This is a genomic window from Aliibacillus thermotolerans, assembly GCF_027853235.1.
GTDB classification, from domain to species: Bacteria; Bacillota; Bacilli; order Bacillales; family Marinococcaceae; genus Aliibacillus; species Aliibacillus thermotolerans.
The window spans coordinates 1-17,987 of record NZ_WKJG01000033.1 but is presented as its reverse complement, the minus strand read 5'-3'; the positions used below and the strand labels follow the sequence as shown (position 1 = coordinate 17,987).

The 17,987-nt window shown below is 36.9% G+C and carries 18 protein-coding genes and 2 pseudogenes; 7 read left to right on the top strand and 13 right to left on the bottom strand.

Annotated features, from left to right (window positions below; translation table 11 throughout):
- Window positions 1–3: 3 nt before the first annotated feature.
- Window positions 4–1,485: a RecQ family ATP-dependent DNA helicase gene (locus tag GJS40_RS05375; RefSeq protein ID WP_270896739.1), complete on the bottom strand. Its 1,482-nt coding sequence runs from the start codon at window positions 1,483–1,485 to the stop codon at window positions 4–6.
- Window positions 1,472–2,533, bottom strand: a complete 1,062-nt coding sequence (locus GJS40_RS05370; protein ID WP_270896738.1) for a helix-turn-helix domain-containing protein — start codon at window positions 2,531–2,533, stop codon at window positions 1,472–1,474. The genes GJS40_RS05375 and GJS40_RS05370 overlap by 14 nt, the downstream gene beginning before the upstream one ends.
- 107 nt (window positions 2,534–2,640) lie before the next feature.
- Between GJS40_RS05370 and GJS40_RS05365 the strand changes: the two genes are divergently transcribed.
- Together GJS40_RS05365 and GJS40_RS05360 are read left to right on the top strand one after the other, a co-directional pair.
- Entirely contained in the window at window positions 2,641–2,889 is a 249-nt protein-coding gene (locus GJS40_RS05365) for a ferredoxin (RefSeq protein ID WP_270896737.1), read from the top strand.
- 110 nt (window positions 2,890–2,999) lie between these two features.
- A complete protein-coding gene (locus tag GJS40_RS05360; RefSeq protein WP_270896736.1) occupies window positions 3,000–3,518 on the top strand; it encodes an inorganic diphosphatase in 519 nt (172 codons plus the stop codon).
- 32 nt (window positions 3,519–3,550) lie between these two features.
- On the opposite strand, the gene GJS40_RS05355 is transcribed toward GJS40_RS05360, so the two are convergent.
- Window positions 3,551–4,615 (bottom strand): M14 family metallopeptidase, encoded by a 1,065-nt coding sequence (locus tag GJS40_RS05355; RefSeq protein WP_270896735.1) that lies wholly within the window; start codon window positions 4,613–4,615, stop codon window positions 3,551–3,553.
- 315 nt (window positions 4,616–4,930) lie between these two features.
- Here GJS40_RS05355 and serA point away from each other — a divergent pair, with 315 nt between their 5' ends.
- The gene (gene serA / locus GJS40_RS05350) at window positions 4,931–6,553 is read left to right on the top strand and encodes a phosphoglycerate dehydrogenase (RefSeq protein WP_270896734.1); all 1,623 of its coding nucleotides are present in this window, start codon (window positions 4,931–4,933) and stop codon (window positions 6,551–6,553) included.
- Between the two features lie 58 nt (window positions 6,554–6,611).
- On the opposite strand, the gene GJS40_RS05345 is transcribed toward serA, so the two are convergent.
- Entirely contained in the window at window positions 6,612–6,761 is a 150-nt protein-coding gene (locus GJS40_RS05345; RefSeq protein WP_270896733.1) for a hypothetical protein, read from the bottom strand.
- A 252-nt stretch (window positions 6,762–7,013) separates the two neighbouring features.
- Here GJS40_RS05345 and GJS40_RS05340 point away from each other — a divergent pair, with 252 nt between their 5' ends.
- Window positions 7,014–7,229 (top strand): hypothetical protein, encoded by a 216-nt coding sequence (locus tag GJS40_RS05340; RefSeq protein ID WP_270896732.1) that lies wholly within the window; start codon window positions 7,014–7,016, stop codon window positions 7,227–7,229.
- A gap of 100 nt (window positions 7,230–7,329) precedes the next feature.
- Here GJS40_RS05340 and GJS40_RS05335 read toward each other — a convergent pair whose 3' ends face one another.
- The 7 genes from GJS40_RS05335 to GJS40_RS05305 form a co-directional block, all read right to left on the bottom strand.
- Complete coding sequence (locus GJS40_RS05335; protein WP_062351127.1) at window positions 7,330–7,638, bottom strand: nucleotidyltransferase family protein; 309 nt, start codon at window positions 7,636–7,638, stop codon at window positions 7,330–7,332.
- Window positions 7,639–7,847: 209 nt separating this feature from the next.
- Window positions 7,848–9,488: a mercury(II) reductase gene (gene merA, locus GJS40_RS05330; protein WP_270896730.1), complete on the bottom strand. Its 1,641-nt coding sequence runs from the start codon at window positions 9,486–9,488 to the stop codon at window positions 7,848–7,850.
- 24 nt (window positions 9,489–9,512) lie between these two features.
- Window positions 9,513–9,905 (bottom strand): Hg(II)-responsive transcriptional regulator, encoded by a 393-nt coding sequence (gene merR, locus GJS40_RS05325; protein WP_040037804.1) that lies wholly within the window; start codon window positions 9,903–9,905, stop codon window positions 9,513–9,515.
- Between the two features lie 209 nt (window positions 9,906–10,114).
- Window positions 10,115–10,348 (bottom strand): arsenic metallochaperone ArsD family protein, encoded by a 234-nt coding sequence (locus GJS40_RS14590; RefSeq protein ID WP_438819050.1) that lies wholly within the window; start codon window positions 10,346–10,348, stop codon window positions 10,115–10,117.
- Between the two features lie 89 nt (window positions 10,349–10,437).
- Window positions 10,438–10,857, bottom strand: coding sequence for an arsenate reductase (thioredoxin) (gene arsC / locus GJS40_RS05315; protein WP_270896728.1), 420 nt, complete (start codon window positions 10,855–10,857; stop codon window positions 10,438–10,440).
- A 15-nt stretch (window positions 10,858–10,872) separates the two neighbouring features.
- Window positions 10,873–12,171, bottom strand: a complete 1,299-nt coding sequence (locus tag GJS40_RS05310; protein ID WP_040037802.1) for an arsenic transporter — start codon at window positions 12,169–12,171, stop codon at window positions 10,873–10,875.
- A 15-nt stretch (window positions 12,172–12,186) separates the two neighbouring features.
- Window positions 12,187–12,531, bottom strand: coding sequence for an ArsR/SmtB family transcription factor (locus GJS40_RS05305; protein ID WP_087941717.1), 345 nt, complete (start codon window positions 12,529–12,531; stop codon window positions 12,187–12,189).
- Between the two features lie 296 nt (window positions 12,532–12,827).
- Between GJS40_RS05305 and GJS40_RS05300 the strand changes: the two are divergent.
- Window positions 12,828–13,781: pseudogene (locus GJS40_RS05300) on the top strand (arsenic resistance protein).
- A gap of 166 nt (window positions 13,782–13,947) precedes the next feature.
- On the opposite strand, the pseudogene GJS40_RS05295 reads toward GJS40_RS05300, so the two are convergent.
- A pseudogene (locus GJS40_RS05295) lies at window positions 13,948–14,311 on the bottom strand (P-type ATPase); the annotation flags it as partial.
- 259 nt (window positions 14,312–14,570) lie between these two features.
- Window positions 14,571–15,206 (bottom strand): YdhK family protein, encoded by a 636-nt coding sequence (locus GJS40_RS05290; protein ID WP_270896725.1) that lies wholly within the window; start codon window positions 15,204–15,206, stop codon window positions 14,571–14,573.
- Window positions 15,207–15,645: 439 nt separating this feature from the next.
- On the opposite strand from GJS40_RS05290, the gene GJS40_RS05285 reads away from it, so the two are divergent.
- Both GJS40_RS05285 and GJS40_RS05280 read left to right on the top strand, forming a co-directional pair.
- Window positions 15,646–17,160, top strand: a complete 1,515-nt coding sequence (locus GJS40_RS05285) for a multicopper oxidase domain-containing protein (protein ID WP_270896724.1) — start codon at window positions 15,646–15,648, stop codon at window positions 17,158–17,160.
- A 281-nt stretch (window positions 17,161–17,441) separates the two neighbouring features.
- The gene (locus tag GJS40_RS05280) at window positions 17,442–17,831 is read left to right on the top strand and encodes a hypothetical protein (RefSeq protein WP_270896723.1); all 390 of its coding nucleotides are present in this window, start codon (window positions 17,442–17,444) and stop codon (window positions 17,829–17,831) included.
- Window positions 17,832–17,987: the final 156 nt, after the last annotated feature.

The following is a 17,987-nucleotide window of genomic DNA, read 5'->3' as shown; positions in this document are numbered from 1 at the left end:
ACCTCATCCTCTCTCATACTGATGAAACAGAACAGCAAGTTGTTTTTTCCAATCTCTTTCTTTCGTAGTAACTTCCCTCCACGTTCGTTTTTTGGTCCTTTCTATTCCACAATTATCACAACAAACAGATACCTTTTTCTTCATGGATTCTCCAAAATAAGAAAGAAGAAATTCTCTTCGACAAGTTGTCGTATTCATCCAATCATACATCTCTCGTAATTTTTTTAATTTTTGTCGTTTTCTTTTTGTGATTTGATCCATGACAAACAAATCATAAGGTTTGTTTTGCTCTTTTCTCCATATCTCCCAATAATGAATCAATAAGCGAAGATGGGTTTCTTCTAAAGAAGTATTGTCTTGTAAAAAATAAAAAACATTTTCTTTTGAAAACGATTCTGTAAGGAGATGGTTTACTTGCTGGATTTCATCGTTCTTAGGAAATTCTCCTTCAATCATCTGTCTCGGGAGGATGAGATCTTCATTTCGATATAGGAGTAACGCTTCACTTGCTTTTCCGTCTCTTCCTGCTCTTCCCGTTTCTTGTACGTATGACTCCATATCTTTTGGAACGTCGTAATGATACACAAAGCGAATATCTTTTTTATTCATCCCCATTCCAAATGCATTCGTACAAGTGATCACATCAAGGGTGCCTTGGAGAAACTGTTGTTGAATCAATTGTCGATCTTCTGCCGTCATCCCGCCATGGTAAGCTGCCACTCGAAAAGAAGTGTGCTCCTTTAACAAAGCAGCAAGTTCTTCTGCTACTCTGCGCGTGCCAGCATAAATCATTCCCGGAAAAGAAGCATAGGCAAGTCGCTCCAATAGGATGGATTCTTTTTCCTCTTTCCCATGAGCGGATACAACTTCATAGGAAATATTGCTTCGATCTACAGTGGCGATCAATTCTACTGGAGAGTCCATCTGTAATTGCCGAATAATGTCTTTTCGAACAATGGGAGTTGCTGTCGCTGTAAGAGCTAAACAAGGTGGATTGCCTAGCATCGATTTGATCTCACCTAATTTCAAATAGTCGGTTCTGAATTCGTGTCCCCATTGGGAAATACAATGCGCCTCATCGACGGCAAATAATGCAACCTTCCTTTGTCGGAGGCGTTCGTACACTTCTTTTTTGTGTAAACTCTCCGGGGCAATATATAAGAGTTTGTATTCTGTTAAATGGGATAAAATATACTTTTTTTCACGGTAGCTAAGGAAACTATTGTAGGTAGCTACTCGTTTGAAACCGCGCATTTTTAATTCTTGCACTTGATTTTCCATCAGAGATAATAAAGGAGAGACAACAATCGTTATCCCTTCGCACATTGCAGCTGGCAACTGATAGCAAAGAGATTTCCCTGCGCCAGTATGAAGCATCGCAAATACATTTTTTCCTGATAAAATAGACGTAATAATTTCTTTTTGATGCGCTCGAAACGACGGATAAGAAAAATGTTGTTGTAGTGCCTGTTCAAGTGTTTCCATAGCCTCCTCCATCACATGCAAGTGTCAGCCGAATGGCAAAGTAAGAAATATCTGGATACCCTTCCTCCGCTAATTGTTGTTTGATCTTTTTTAACCGATACGTTTTTTGCTTTTGTACCGTGCGGAGCACTACTTCTTTTACATGTGGTGAAACATATTGATGAATTGGAAAGTTGGTCATTTCCGATGCAATTTCGACGAGATGGTCTTCAATTGTACTTTTTTTCAGTCGTCTTTTTTCAGCAATGTCATCTAGGGAAAGACCATTGTCTAACATCTGTTTCGTCACTGTAGCCGTTGTTGTCAATTGAAGATTTTGCTCCAAATCTTTCGTAAACTTTGAAAGAAACGGCAAATGGTGGGATTGTTTCATTAAATAATGAAGAACAGAGTGAAAACGAACGTTCACTTCCTCTATGTCTAAATGATATGTTTCTTGTAATTGTTGCAAAGTACGTCCCGTTTCTTTATAACCGGATAACCGAAAAGTAAAGATGGATGCATCGAGCGGAGAAAGCTTGTCCAAAGCATCGTAAAGTTCTTCGTACAAACCCTGTAACCACTGTTTTTTTGTATTTTCTTCCCGTGGCCATCTTCTTTTCACCCATGCCTGCACTTCCCCGTCCGATACCACCGGGAGAAAGTAGCGTTCCTTTTTTTCCGCGTAAGATAATGATTGGATAAAAAGCGACAACCGCTTCCAAAATAACGGTGCTATCTCACCGTATTTCCAACCGTTAAAATGACTGGGTAATTCATAATGATGCTGTAATTGCGCTAAACATTTTGCTCCTTCTTTAGAAAGATACATGACAGTCTCCTCTTTGATGTAACCAGTTTCTTTAAAGCGTGCAGTGGACTGTTCAAAAGACGAAAGCGACCAATGAGGAAACATGCGATAATAATTAGTTAAACGATACCATTTGACATCCTGAATCGTTTGTGCTGATTTTTTTCCTGTTAAAATATGATAAGCAGAACGAATAGTACGATCTCCTTGCAGTTTATCCAGTAAGCGAAGCAACACATATTCTCGAAACGACAGCATCACTGTACCTTCCTTTACATACTTTCGCAAAATACTTTCATTGAAAATTTTATCACGGAAGCATAGAATATGAAATATACCGATGGACTTCTCAGGAGGAACAACGAATGGGATTGTACACAATTGTAGATAAAGAAACATGTATTGCCTGTGGCGCTTGTGGACTTGCTGCTCCCAATGTTTATGATTTTGATGAAGAAGGGTTAGCAATTGTCGTGTTAGATCATAATAAAGGAATAAAAGAGGTACCTTGTGAATGGGAAGATGATATGTTAGACGGGTTTGAAGGTTGTCCTACTGCTTCCATCAAAGTAGCAGAAGAACCATTCAACGGAGACCCATTGAAGTACGAATGACAAATATCCTTCCTCTTTTCTTGAAATTTATTTTTCATCTCCCTTGATTCCTGATATAATCAATAGCGGTATCACACTTATCGTGACGAAATTTAAAGGAGGCGAACAAAGTGGTCGCAAAAAATAAAGTGGTGGAAGCCATAATTGAAATTCCAACGGGTAGTCAAAATAAGTACGAATACGATGAAGAAAAAGGAGTATTTCGACTAGATCGAGTACTTTTCACACCGATGTTTTATCCAGCTGAGTATGGTTATATCGATAAAACACTTGCACTTGATGGTGATCCCCTAGATATTCTCGTATTTGTCACAAATCCTACTTTTCCGGGTTGTGTCATTGATGCTCGTGTCATCGGATACTTACATATGATTGATGATGGGGAAGAAGACGAGAAACTTCTAGCTGTCCCAACAGAAGACCCTCGTTTTAAAGATGTGTACTCCATTGAAGACGTTCCTTCTCATTTAATCGATGAAATTGCTCATTTCTTTAAAACGTATAAAGATTTACAATTCACAAAAACTGAAATCGGTAAATGGGAAGATGAAGAAGCAGCAGCAAAATTGATTGAAGAGTGTAAAGCCCGTTATGAAGCGAAACAAAAAGAAAAATCAATGAACTCTTAAAACAAGAGGCCGCAATGTTTGCGTGCCTCTTTTTATGTTGCGAAATTTGGAAATAAACAACTTTCTAATAAGAGTGGCATTGCCGTAACCCACATGCGAGCGGAAGATTGAAATGGAAGAGGATTTTGTCCTCTACCCGTTTCCACGGTAAAACCGGGTCGACGAAATTCTTTAATAAACCAATCTTTATAACCCGCTTGACTGTTTGCTGTATGAACGGGTTCATACGAACTTACTCTTCCTAGTCGTTCAGCAAGGGTCTTACTTTCTTCCGGCTCCAATCCGCGATATCCCCAATATATTTCTTCTCCTTGGGAATGGAGCGCGATGACGTGGGAAAAATCTTCTCTCATTGTCAGTTCATAAATCGCTCTCGCTTCCGGTTCCGTCAACGGAGCAATTCCACCATAGTGACGAGGAAATGGTCGATTTGGACTCGTTCTTGCTTCTTCTTTCCAGCCGGCAGGCCATTGATGATTCAAATCAACCCCGTAGGCATTCGCAGACCAATGATCAAAGGTTTTCATCCCATCGTTAATCGATAAGATCCGCGCCATCTCTTTTTCCTTGGCAACTCGTCCTGTTTGGACCAGTTCTGCTCCATCTGGATTGACGAGCGGGACAATATAAAGGGTTACTTCCTTTAACAAAGCGGGAATATCTATTCCGTACCACGTTTCTTCTTTTGCTTGTTTTTGCACAAGTATGTGAATAAATTGTATTAAAAGCCAACTGTTCAACCATTCATTTCCGTGCCACGTTCCGGAATAAAAAATTTTTTTATGGCCTGTCCCAATGCGAAACAACCATATGGGCGTCCCTAACCGAGACGTACCAATCGCTTCACTCGTTACTCCGTGCTGAACAGATAACTCGATGCGATCCTTCTCCAATTCCCGAAATCCATATTCATAGTAACAAATATTCTCTTGATATAACCCCTTTATTGGCTCCGGTAAATAAATGCGCTTTCCAGGGTAAAGATACCCGTTAGAAGAAAGCGACGGATTTTTAGCAAGCATATCTTCTTTTCTCGTTTGATAGCGGTAGCATAATTTTGCTAGCGTGTCTCCTAATTGCACCGTATATTCTTTCATATCATCCCTCCCTTCTTACCATTAAAAATCATTTGTTTATAATATATGTCTTTACACTTGAAATAGAATTGACATCTTTCGCGCTTTGTGATAAATTAGCAATCAATAATAGAGAACTTTCATAAGAAAAAGACGATATTTGTTGCACATATCGCCTCTAACAACGAGGGTAAATTCTGGAACCATTGCACCCCTCACGATCATTCGTGTGGGGCTGAATTTTTTTCATCACCAGATTTACATAGAAAAATCCCCGTGAACCTTCGTTTGATGATAACTATATTTTATTGTGGACAAAAGGAGTGGAGTGTTGAAATGATTCAACAACCGGCACAAGAGTTAAATGAGAAAGAAACGAACAACGAAACGTATCGCGTCCTCGTTTCGGATCCGATGAGTAATGAAGGGCTTCAACCTTTATTAAATGAGGAAAACGTCGACTGTGTGCAAAAAAATGTGAATGAAGTTGATGACCTGGACAGTTATGATGCTTTGCTCGTTCGAAGTGGAACGACAGTAACTGCAGACATCATGGACAAAATGAACAACTTAAAAATTATTGCCCGGGCAGGTGTCGGTGTCGATAACATTGATATCGATGCAGCCACCGAGCGTGGGATTGTCGTGGTGAATGCACCGGATGGAAATACAATCTCTACTGCAGAACACACTTTTGCGATGATCATGGCCCTTGTACGGAAAATTCCACAAGCGAATGCTTCCATTAAAAGTGGAGAATGGAATCGAAAAGCTTTTCAAGGGACAGAGTTGCGCGGAAAAACCCTCGGTATTATCGGATTTGGTCGTATTGGCTCTGAACTTTCAAAACGAGCTCGTGGTTTTGAAATGTCCATCATTGTATATGACCCATTCCTCACCAAAGAACGTGCTGAAAAATTAGGGGTGAAAACGAGTGATTTAGACGAAGTGTTACAAACTTCCGATATTATTACCGTTCACACCCCGCTTACGAAAGATACAAAAGGTATGCTTGGCATGGAAAACATCAAAAAGACGAAAAAAGGTGTTTTCTTAATTAACTGTGCCCGAGGAGGAATTATTGACGAAGCCGCTTTAAAACATTATTTAGAAACAGGACATGTCGCTGGCGCAGCATTGGACGTATATGAAGAAGAACCAGCGGTGGATAATGAGCTACTTTCCTTTGATCAAGTAGTTTCAACACCTCATATCGCTGCTTCAACAAAAGAAGCACAACTGAACGTAGCGTCCCAAGTGTCAGAAGAAGTATTACAATTTTTAAATGGTTCGCCTGCATTGAATTCTATTAACTTGCCGACAATTTCAAAAGAAAAATTTGAACAGTTAGCCCCTTACTATGAACTAGCAAAAAAAATGGGCTATATTTCCTCACAAAGCGTTAAAACACCAGTGCAATCCATTGAAGTGGAATATAGCGGAGAAGTAACGGAACTTGAAACTTCTGTGTTAACTCGCGCATTGATTGCCGGTTTTCTACAGTCACGCATTGACACAACCGTCAATGACGTAAACGCTGCACTCATCGCAAAAGAGCGTGGCATCACGAGCGGAGAAAAACAAGGTACAAATACACTTGGATATTCCAACCTCCTTCAAGCAACGGTAAAAGGAGAAAATCGGACGTTTACGATCCACGGAACTTATGTCAAGGAATACGGTCCGCGTATCGTTCGCATTAACGACTTCCATGTTGACTTTTATCCAACCGGACATCTTATTTATATTCAACATACCGACAAACCTGGAGTGATTGGAAAAATGGGACAATTGCTCGGTCAACATGACGTGAATATCGCGACGATGCAAGTAGGACGTAAAAACGAAGGCGGAGATGCTATTATGATGCTAGCAGTAGACGAAGAGCCAAGTGAAGAAGTATTAGAAGTGCTTACTTCCATCGAAGAAATTAAACACGCTGAAAAAATTGAACTATAAGTTCGCTGTGACAAAATCCTAGCATGACGGAAATTCATGCTAGGTTTTTTTATGATCGTTAAGCGATTTGGTTGTATGCTATCTCTGAAAATCCCCTCTCCTCGGCTGTCTTCGCATATGGAGTTGCCAAACTAATAAATAAGTATACAAATAAAAGCACAGCTGAAAAAATCGCGACAAGAACAAATCTTCTTACATAATCAATCAACTCACTCACTCCTTTTCATAACCCGTATCTATGCTATGCACTCATTCTTTTCTTATGTCTTTTTTATGAATTTACAGGAGATGGAAGGAGTAATAATGTGAAAATAGTAATTGGTGTTTAGTGCAAAATAAAAGTTAAGAGTATTGCAACCAAAATGTTAGAAGGTTGCACAAAAAGAAAAGGCTTGCCAGCCCTCTCAAAATACCCTACCGTTATTGGTGTCTAATCAATTAATGGTGGGAGAGTGAAAGGATGCTAGCAATGCCTGAAATCAATCATATCAAAAAATTAAGGAATGATAAATCGTTATCCATCAATGAAATTTCAAGAAGAACTGGATTACTTCGGTTGCTTATCAAAGAAATTCAAGTAAATACTGGAGAAAAGCCTAAAGATCGAACCATCAAAAAAATAGTCTACGAGTTTGATCAGAAGTTATTTAAAGAGATAAATAATGAACTTGTTTGACAACTTGCTGGCATTTTACTGTAGATTTGAACAATTTTTAGTAGGAAGCTCAATTAGCAGTCTATTTTCTAGCAAATAGACTGCTAAAATTATAATCTTATTATTTTCCCTCTTCTACAAATGTAGTAGTCAATAGAAACTCTGACTTTAAAGCAGGTTTAATATCATTTAATATGACTAAATCTATCGGCTTCTGAAAGTGATCTTCTAGGCTTATTTTTAAGTCCATGTAATTATCAAAAGATAAATCCGAGTCGTTAAATTCTACTATTACATCAATATCACTGGATTCTTTTTGTTCATCGCGGCTGTAAGAACCAAACAAACCAACTCGCTTAACACCGTGTTTATCTCTCCAAGTATTTAGGTTTTTTGATAATTCATCAAGGATTGCTTGTTTCGATAACATATTATCATCACCATTTTCCGACATTGGTTTTTTATTTTCGTTATAATTCCGAACCCATTAACAAATGATATAAGTCCTAATAATACTCTACCATTAATTACACATTCTACTGAACCGCAACCAGCCAAATTACTATTAAATTGCTGTTATTCCTGTAAAGGGTGAGATAGTTTAAGTGTATTAATTAAAGCTCCTATAAATAAGGAGCTTTATCCTGCACAACAAGATAATTTTGATACATCCTTATCAAATGTAAGGGCAGCTAATTTTATTCCCTCTGCCGATGTTAAATATGGAGCAAAGCTTTCTTTTAAATCCTCTACGGTTAAGCCAAATTTAACGGCTAATGTCGCTGCATAAATCACATCTCCTGCATTTTCAGCTACGATATGAACCCCTAATACTTTTAACGTTTTTGCATCAGCTACAAGTTTAAATACACCTGTTGTTTCCCTATTTACTATCGCTCTTGGGACTGCATCTAACGGTAATACTGATGTTTTTACTTCATAGCCTTTTTCTTTTGCTTGTTCTTCCGTTAAACCAACTGTTGCAATCGATGGATTTGTAAATATAACGCTTGGAACAACGGATAAATCTATTTTTTTATTTAATCCACCATTTGCATTATCTGCAACAACTCCACCTTCATAGGCTGCTACATACACAAATTGCGGTCCTAATGTCACATCTCCTGCTGCATAAATCTTTTCATTACTTGTTTGAGCAAATTCATTTATCAGTATTTCCTTTTGTTTTCCAACATCAACACCTGCAGCACGTAAATTTAAAGAATCCGTATTTGGTTTTCTTCCTGTTGCAATAAGTAACTGCTCTGATTCAACGACTTTTTTCTTACTGTTTACAGTTAGATAAACCTTTTTTATCTCCCCATCTTGTTCGACACACTCATATGTTGCTCCTTTGATAAGGTGTATACCCTGTTCGATTAACATTTTTTCTACTGTTTCAGAAATTTCCGGGTCATACTCTTTTAATAATCGCTCACTTCTTTGTATAAGTGTTACTTCTGAACCTAAATGATGGAAGAGTTGCCCAAGCTCAATCCCAATATATCCTGAACCTATCACCGTTAAACGTTTTGGAACTTTCTTTAATTCAAATAGCGTTGTACTTGTTAAATAATCAACTTTATTAAGTCCAGAAATCGATGGGATAGAAGGAGAGGCCCCTGTTGCAATTAAAAAGCGTTTTGCAGAAAGTTTTGTTCCATTTACCTCAATTGTATTTTCATCAACAAAGCTTGCTTCTCCCTCAATTAAATCAAATCCATATTCGTCTATTAAATCGACATATTTTTGATTCCGAAGTTCACTCACTAATTCGTTCTTTTGCTTGATTAAAGGAGCCAATTCCACTTCTCCAGCAGATGTTTGTAAACCTATAAACGGATTTATCTTAGCTAAATGATTGATTTCCCCTGCTCTAAGAAGGGTCTTGGATGGAACACAGCCAATATTCACACAGGTCCCTCCAATCGTTCCACGCTCAATCATTCCAACTTTTGCACCGTATTCAATAGCTTTAATTGCAGCAGAAAAAGCTGCACCACCAGAACCAATAATAAGAAGATCATAATTACCTTTAGTACCTAACACCACATTTTCTTGTTGTAGTAACTCTTCAATTTCTCCAGTTTGATAATTTGCTTCGTTAATTGCCCTTTTTGCACTTTCAACCTCTATACCATTAGGCAATTCAAATACTACTTCACCGCGACGGAAATTTGCTTCAGTATTTTTAGCACCTATACTTTCAAGTGCTGACTCTACGTGTTTTTCACAGCCTGTACAAGTCATTCCTTCAATATTTACCTTATATTTATTCATAATAAAGCTCCTTTCATTAATCTCTCATGTTAAAGTTTCTATTATTGGACACGCATGTAATTGCTTTTCATCAGGACATCGTTGTTTCAAGTCACCTAACATAGTTTCAATTCGTTTTAAATCCTCTATTTGCTTTTGAACTTCCTCTTGTTTTCTAGAAACAAATTCAAACATATCTTGGCAACGGACTTCATCTTTATCTACAACTCCAAGTAACTTGTAGATTTCACCTAAAGAAAAACCAAGCTCTTGTATTCGCTTGATGAATCCTACACGCTTAACGTCATAATCTGAATATAAACGATAACCAGTTTTTGTTCGGGAAGGTTCCTTTAGTAAATTTTTTCGTTCGTAATATCTAATCGTCTCTTTGTTAACTCCACATTTATCTGCAAACTCACCAATGCGATAAATCACTATTTTCACCTCAATAAAATTATAAACCATGTACTACAGTACATGGTCAAGTAGATATATATTATTAAAATTTCCCTACTAAAGTATTCTCCTTCAATGAAAAGTGGTTTTTTATTATAAAATTGCCCCCACTAGTAAATGGTTAAGATAAATTTAAAAAGGTTGGAAGTTCTCCCTACCTTTTATTTCACTTATCAGTCGTTTTATGATTATTGTTTTCCCTTTTTAAAACTCTGATAATTCTTATTCCCACCAGACAGGTTAAATACCTCTTTAAAACTCATATTAATTAATACATTCTGAGCCGCATTACCAGTAACACCCTTTTGTTCAAGGGAATAAACAGCTGATGCAACTCTAGTTAAATCTGGATCGACACTCGGTCCACAAACACCTGTAGAACAACATTTTGCTGGGTCAAACATTTCTACCTTTTTCATCATGAACAACTTCTTTATTGATGTATAGTTATATACTTATATAGAAACCGAAAAGATAAGGCTTGCGTATCAACATGCCTCATCATTCCCTATTATTCACCTGTTTCAGCAAATCGCTTAATCCGTTCTCCTATTTCATCCCGAACGCGCTGAAACACTTTCCAAACTTCTTCTTCCGTACCTTCTGCTTTGGCTGGATCGTCAAAGCCCCAATGTTCACGTTTTACGTGAGGTGGTGTCACTGGACAGCGGTCTTTGGCATCTCCACATAACGTTACCACCAATGTTGCGGTATTCAAAAATTCTACGTCAATTTTCTCTGATTTTTGGTTAGAAATGTCAATTTTAACTTCATTCATTGCTTTTACCGCATTTGGGTTTAGTCCATGTGCCTCAATCCCTGCACTTCTAACTTCCCATTCATCTCCGAGATATTTTTTCGCCCATCCCTCTGCCATTTGACTACGGCATGAGTTCCCTGTACATAAGAAATAAATTGTTTTTTTAGCCATAATTCATTCTCCTTTTTAAAATAGTAGAAGTGTTAGATAAAGACCTACTAAAGTAATAAAAAGTATTGGGATAGTTAAAACAATCCCGGTTTTAAAATAGGTTCCCCATGAAATTTTAATTCCTTTTTGGGAAAGTACATGGAGCCACACTAAGGTTGCTAGTGAACCAATTGGCGTAATTTTTGGTCCTAAATCCGAACCAACTACGTTAGCATAAACAAGCGCTTCTCTTAATACACCAGAAGTATTCGTTTCAGCAATGGCTAATGCATCAATCATTACGGTTGGCATATTATTCATAATCGATGACAGGAAAGCAGCTATAAAACCCATTCCAACTGTAGCAACGAATAATCCTTGTTCAGCCACAGTTTGAAGAACACTTGCGAGCGCAGAGGTCAGCCCGGCATTTCCCAATCCATATACGACGACATACATTCCAATTGAAAAAATAACGATATTCCACGGAGCGCCTTTAATAACTTTTTTCGTATTAACAGCGGCACTACGTCTGGCCATTATGATAAAGAATATAGCTATGGCCCCAGCAATAATAGATACTGGTAAATTTATGAATTCGCTACTAAAATAGCCAATTACTAATAATCCGAGAACATACCAAGAAAGGCGAAACATCTTTATATCGTTTATTGCTTCTTTCGGTTCCCTAAGTTTCGATAAATCATAATTCTTAGGGATACTTTTTCTAAAGTAGATTAGTAATACCGAAATGGTTGCAATTAGTGAAAATAAGTTCGGAATAATCATCCGCGAAGCATATTCAACAAATCCAATGCCAAAGAAGTCTGCAGAAACGATATTTACTAAGTTACTTACAATAAATGGTAATGAAGTTGTATCCGCAATAAATCCACTTGCCATAATGAAAGGGAATATCATTTTTTCTTTAAAATTCAAATTTCGCACCATTGCAAGAACAATCGGTGTTAGGATAAGTGCCGCTCCGTCATTCGCAAATAATGCTGCAACAACTGCACCTAAAATACTAATGTAAACAAACATTTTTATTCCATGACCTTTTGCTACCCGTGCCATGTGCAGTGCTGCCCATTCGAATAATCCAATCTCATCTAGTATTAAAGAAATAAGGATAATTGCGACAAAGGATAGCGTTGCATTCCATGTGATGTCAATTACTTCAAGAACATCACTGAATCCTACTACCCCTACTAATAAGGCAATTACAGCTCCACCCATTGCGGACCAGCCAATGTTTAAGCCCTTTGGCTGCCATATTACTAGTACTAGGGTTGCAATAAAAATTAATATTGCGAGTATAAGCGTTGTAGACAAAATAATACCTCCAATTTAACAACAAGAAATTCGTGTACCATTTTCTTCAAGTTCTTTTAATTTGTAATCTTGATTAGGTAATTGATCAAGAATAGGTTTAATAAATGAATAATATTCATTTTCCTTATCTACGGAGTAAAATATCCATTGCCCTTTTCTTTCTTCCTTAACCAATCCTAAGTCTTTCAACTTACGTAAATGCTGACTAATCGATGGCTGACTGACTTGAAATATTTCAACAAATTCACAGACACAACAAGCTTGATTATCAATTAATTTCATAATCGTTAATCTTGTTTTATCACCCAATAATTTTAAAATAACTGCAGCCTTTTCCATTTCAATGGTTGTTTGCAGCACATCATCTCCTCCTTATAATTTCATTACAACATTAGTATATAACTATTTGCTTATATATACAATAAAATATTTCATTAAAATGTGACATTTAAAATGATGTTTTATTCAACAACCTGTATCAATAATACATAAAGCACGTTTAGCAATAATGCATGTATAATTATTGATGTCTATTTTACTTTATGTATTAAAGTTACAAACCAATAATATTTCTCAGTTACTAAAAAACTTAAAGTCGTTACTCTGTGGTAAAATGGCGTGAATAACAGTTATCTTGTCGTTGGGGTGATTATGAAATGGGTTTATTCGAAAAGATGTATACATTTATTATTTTCTTAGCAGTAATCATAGGCATAAGTCTAGGACAATTAGAACCAATAAGAACGAGTGCAGAGAGTTTTATTGTACCGTTATTAATATCAATGCTTTATATTACCTTCTTACAAATTCCTTTTGAAGAAATAAGAAAGTCTTTTAAAAAATTAAAGTTCACATCTACTACAGTCATCATGAATTTTCTTTGGACACCTCTTTTAGCGTGGCTATTAGCTTTACTATTTTTAGGTGATAACCCTGCATTATATATTGGTTTTATCATGTTAATGGTTACTCCTTGTACTGATTGGTACATAATCTTTACAGGTTTAGCAAAGGGAAATGTTGCTTTATCAACTGCTATTTTGCCTTTAAATTTACTATTACAGGTTTTCTTACTACCCGTTTATCTTCTAATTTTCGGTGGAACTACAGGATTTATTGAACTTTCCTTTTTGGTTGAAAGTATACTGATTGTATTATTCATCCCACTAGCTTTATCAGTCTTAACAAAAGCATTATTGAAAAGTAAACAACAGTTCGCTAAAAATCTATTATCGAAATTAAGTGCGCTACCAATTATTTCTCTAAGCCTTGCAATCGTTGCAATGTTTGCTTCTCAAGGACAATTACTACTTGATAACCTAAATTTATTGTGGAAGTTAACAATCCCTATTCTTCTATATTTTGTAATAAACTTTATCGTTGGCCGGAAAATTGGGCAGCTTCTGAAATTCTAGCAATCTGATAAAGTCAGTTTGAATATGACCACTTTAGCTAGAAATTCACCTATAGCTTTAGCAATTGCTATGACAGCATTTCCGGATCAACCTTTAATTGCTTTAACATTAGTTATAGGTCCATTATTGGAATTACCTATACTTGCTATTATCACTCAGATTTTATTGTTTATCTCTAAAGGTAAGACCACATAAGAGAAAAAAAGAACACATCAAATTTTAGCTTATGATGCGTTCTTTCTATTCTATCCTGTGTCTCCATATTAAATAAATTGGTTTACATCTTCTTTAAAGATTCTCCCTTTAATTATCGGATATATTTTAAAGAAGTGAAAATAAGTCGTTGAATGTACCATTAACTGTTCAACACATTAAAATCTGTTACAACAGGAATCCCTTTTGTTAATGCACCAGTTTTGTCAAAAGCAATCGCTTTTAAGGCACCCATTTCTCCTAGATAAATTCCGCCTTTGATAAGCACACCTTTTTTAGCTGCATTTCCAATTGCTGAAACAATTGAAATAACTAATGCACAAGGACAACCAACGACAAGAACAGCTTGCCCTTGATAAGCCCAAGTTCCCCAGCTCCCACCAAATAATAATAAGTGTATAATATTTTGCAAATTTATCTACAAACGCTTGAGATGGTGTGCGTTCATCTTGTGTTTCTTCTACAAGGTGAATAATTTTGGAGTTTGTTGTATTTCTAACTAGCTCTGTTACTTAAATTCTTTTTGTATTCTTTCTTTTATTCTCTACTTTCTCCTTCTAGGTCAACTTTGTAGTTCTCCTTCCCTTTTCATTAAAATTTCAGAAGTGCATTAATCTTGGTGATTATTCCATAGTAGTAGCAACGAATGTTTATTGTGTCAGATAGAGTTATACAACTTACCTATATATATGTAAATAATAGCAAGTACCTCTCCCAATTCAACTACTAAAAAAGAACCTACCCGATTTGGATAAGTCCCTAATTTAATAATTATTCTACTGATGACAATTCACTTTCCGTTACCCACTTGTGGTTTTTTACTTCATCTCCTGTATCAGTTGTTACAAAATCAACCATATATACCGTTGTTTCTTCGGCAGAATCAATAACTGCATCAGCCCCGTTCATTCCTTCCATATGATCCGTATTTAAGGTCACCTCAGTACCCGGTTCAAATGGTTCTTCCCCGGCTCCTTCAATCTCCTCGTGGATGACCCATTTGTGATTTTCTACCGGTTCCCCACTGGTTGTAGGCGTGTAGGAAACAGTATATACCGTGGTATCATATGCTCCAACGATTGTTGCCTCTGCACCTTTCATTCCCGGCATATGATCAGATTCAATTATAGCTTGGCTGCCAACCTCATAAGTTGGGTTATCCGATTTTTGTAAGCCTTCTGGGACTTCGCCAGTGCTAGAATGGTTCATACCAGAATGATCCATGCCTTCCATATCTTCGTTGGTATCAGATTCTTCCATATCCATTTCATCATTATTGGATTCCACATTTTCTTCCGTATTAGATTCGGTTTCTATATTTTCTCCTTCATTTGCACCTGCACATGCAGATAAGATAAGTACTGTGAATATAGTAATTATCCCTATTACGATTTTTCTACTTTGCATTTAAATAATCCCTCCTAATAAAATAAAGCTTGCTTATATTCTAACCAGTGAATTTGCAGATTATATGCAGACTTTGCAAAATATGAATTACAATATTTCTAAGACAAATCTTCATCCCTTTTCCAAGTGGATTACAAAAGGTTATGAAAAATACAGTGTCATTTAATATCAATGACATTTCAGTAGAATAATCCATTTTATACTCAACATCTAAATTAAATAGTGATTAGTTTTTACTCCAATATGCATTATTTCTCGATATTTGTTCGGTATGATAATTGCGACGATAGATTGAATGGCAAGGGAAGGAGGAAAATGTATTAAAGGTAATTTTCTAACTCGTGGTGATTACAACTAAATAACTCATCAGAAATCTAAAATGCAAAAACCGAAATGATATTTTCAACAACTTATACTTGACGAATAAAGGAGCGAACAAATGAAAAAAAGTATATTGACAGGTGCAGGCTTGTTGCTAATATTGACGGGTTGCACAAATATCACAACAGAACAACAGTCTGTAGAACAAACTATGGAATCTGGAGAAATGCAACATGAAGAAAATATGGATATGAACCACGGGGACATGGAAGGTATGGAAGAACACATGGACCATGATAATATCCCCCCTCTTCAAGCCTCCAAAGGAACTCAGGAGTTAGTAATACCACCCCTGCTAGAAAAACAGAAGGACTCAGATTTCGATTATGAGGTGGTCGCACAAGAAGGCACGACGCAATTCTTTGATGGCTCTCTAACCAATACTTACGGATATAATGGGAATTTGTTGGGACCGACTTTACAGCTTAAAGAGGGGGAAACCGTTAAAGTGAAAGTCCGGAATGAATTAAACGAACCAACAACCTTTCACTGGCACGGTCTTGAAGTACCGGGAACTGAGGATGGTGGTCCGAGTGATGTAATTCAGCCGGGGGAAAGTAAAATCGTCACCTTAAAAGCCGATCAGCCGGCAGCGACATTGTGGTATCACCCACATCCACACAAATCGACTGCTGAACAAGTTTTCAAAGGGCTTGCAGGAATGCTCTACGTGGAGGAGACGGATGAAGAAGCTCCTGCTTTGCCACATACTTATGGTGTAGATGATATCCCTCTCATTTTTCAGGATCGTCTCTTTGACGAAAACAAGCAACTTGATTATAAAAATCTGATGAACAGTGATGGAACAATCGGAGATGTATCGCTCGTTAACGGTACGATTAATCCGAAACTGACTGTGACAAAACCGCTGATGCGTTTTCGAATCCTAAACGGCGCGAACGCCCGAAATTACACGTTCCGTTTAAGCAATGGAGCCACATTTACTCAAATTGCTTCAGATGGCGGGTTATTGCATGAGCCGGTTGAAATGGATGAGATTACGCTGTCCCCATCGGAGCGTGCTGAAATCCTAATTGATTTTTCAGCAATGGAATCCGATGAGCCAATTGCCATTACTGATGAAGAAGGTAATGCTCTGTTGCCTTTTGATTTGGATATCGACGGCGGAACGGAAGAAATGGAATCCATATCTTGGACCGATGACACTACCTTCCTTAAAGAAGAAGAAAAATCCTTACCGGTCTCCAAGGAGATCGAACTGTTTGGAATGATGGATAAGGTCACCATAAACGGCAAGAAATTCGATCCTGAACGGATTGACTTGCGGCAAAAGAAAGGAGTTTCGGAAGTTTGGGAAGTTTATAACAAGCCAGACGAAATGGGGGGAATGATACATCCATTCCATATTCATGGTACTCAGTTCAAAATCATATCGCGTGATGGAAGGGAACCAGCTCCGAATGAACAAGGGCTGAAAGATAGTGTTCTTATTGAACCGGGCGAAAGAGTAAGACTGCTCGTCACCTTTCCAGAAGAGGGAATCTATATGTACCATTGCCATATTCTAGAGCATGAGGATAACGGTATGATGGGGCAAGTAGAAGTATACTAATTTTACGGAATAAACATTAAGAAGGGCTGTACCGATTGTTTTGGATTACGTACAGCCCCTTTTTATTTTGCTGACAATTCATCCTAAAACGTTGGTTAATGCCAAGAGATTTTAGGTATCCTTGAAATAATCTACTGTTGCCTCGAAAAGTTCTACTAAAAATATTTATATAACAATTTTAATTAACAGTTTATAATATTTTCATCTGATATAGTAAAAGTAAATTGGTACTTAAATCACTTTTTTGGTTCAGAGAAAAAGTGAAGTCGAGGTGAGATATTTTGTGTTTTTCCTATAGTTTTATTGAACAACAAACTCATGAAATGTCCAAAAAGATATGGGAAAGCTCCTTATACAAATTAATTAGGGTTGACTTTGCAGGTGGCAACCGTTTTGAAGTCCAAAGTAGATTAAATGATTGGGTAAGTCTTGAAACGGAAATGGGGAACAAGTCCGCTTTAATTACAAAAGTTATTTTGGAGGACTTAGAAGGAAAGCATTATTCTATTGAACCGAATGTCAATGGGGTAAGATTTGCAAAAGGAGAAATCACTTATAAAGAGTATAAAATTCTTCAAAAGAAAGGGAATGCTCTTTGGATTACAATTTTTATTGTTGGGATTTTAGTATTTTTTACGTTGATGTCAGTGTTGGTAAAGTTTGTTCTTTAATACTATCTAATTTCTAATGGTTAACATATGGGTGTGTCAATAATTTTGTGTAAATAACCCTATTTCCGGTAGAAAAGTTAGCCTGCTTATTTTAGTTGATAAAACTTCTATCTCTAGGTTAAACACAGAGCCACAGCGGTAGCTGCTTGTCCTTGA

What these genes read in the sequence shown, in the direction of transcription:
- GJS40_RS05375 (WP_270896739.1), bottom strand. Translation starts at nt 1,485, where the DNA reads ATGGAAACACTTGAACAGGCACTACAACAACATTTTTCTTATCCGTCG.
- GJS40_RS14590 (WP_438819050.1), bottom strand. Translation starts at nt 10,348, where the DNA reads ATGATGAAAAAGGTAGAAATGTTTGACCCAGCAAAATGTTGTTCTACA.
- serA (WP_270896734.1), top strand. Translation starts at nt 4,931, where the DNA reads ATGATTCAACAACCGGCACAAGAGTTAAATGAGAAAGAAACGAACAAC.
- merA (WP_270896730.1), bottom strand. Translation starts at nt 9,488, where the DNA reads ATGAATAAATATAAGGTAAATATTGAAGGAATGACTTGTACAGGCTGT.
- GJS40_RS05285 (WP_270896724.1), top strand. Translation starts at nt 15,646, where the DNA reads ATGAAAAAAAGTATATTGACAGGTGCAGGCTTGTTGCTAATATTGACG.
- GJS40_RS05365 (WP_270896737.1), top strand. Translation starts at nt 2,641, where the DNA reads ATGGGATTGTACACAATTGTAGATAAAGAAACATGTATTGCCTGTGGC.
- GJS40_RS05370 (WP_270896738.1), bottom strand. Translation starts at nt 2,533, where the DNA reads ATGCTGTCGTTTCGAGAATATGTGTTGCTTCGCTTACTGGATAAACTG.
- GJS40_RS05290 (WP_270896725.1), bottom strand. Translation starts at nt 15,206, where the DNA reads ATGCAAAGTAGAAAAATCGTAATAGGGATAATTACTATATTCACAGTA.
- arsC (WP_270896728.1), bottom strand. Translation starts at nt 10,857, where the DNA reads ATGGCTAAAAAAACAATTTATTTCTTATGTACAGGGAACTCATGCCGT.
- GJS40_RS05340 (WP_270896732.1), top strand. Translation starts at nt 7,014, where the DNA reads ATGCTAGCAATGCCTGAAATCAATCATATCAAAAAATTAAGGAATGAT.
- GJS40_RS05355 (WP_270896735.1), bottom strand. Translation starts at nt 4,615, where the DNA reads ATGAAAGAATATACGGTGCAATTAGGAGACACGCTAGCAAAATTATGC.
- GJS40_RS05335 (WP_062351127.1), bottom strand. Translation starts at nt 7,638, where the DNA reads ATGTTATCGAAACAAGCAATCCTTGATGAATTATCAAAAAACCTAAAT.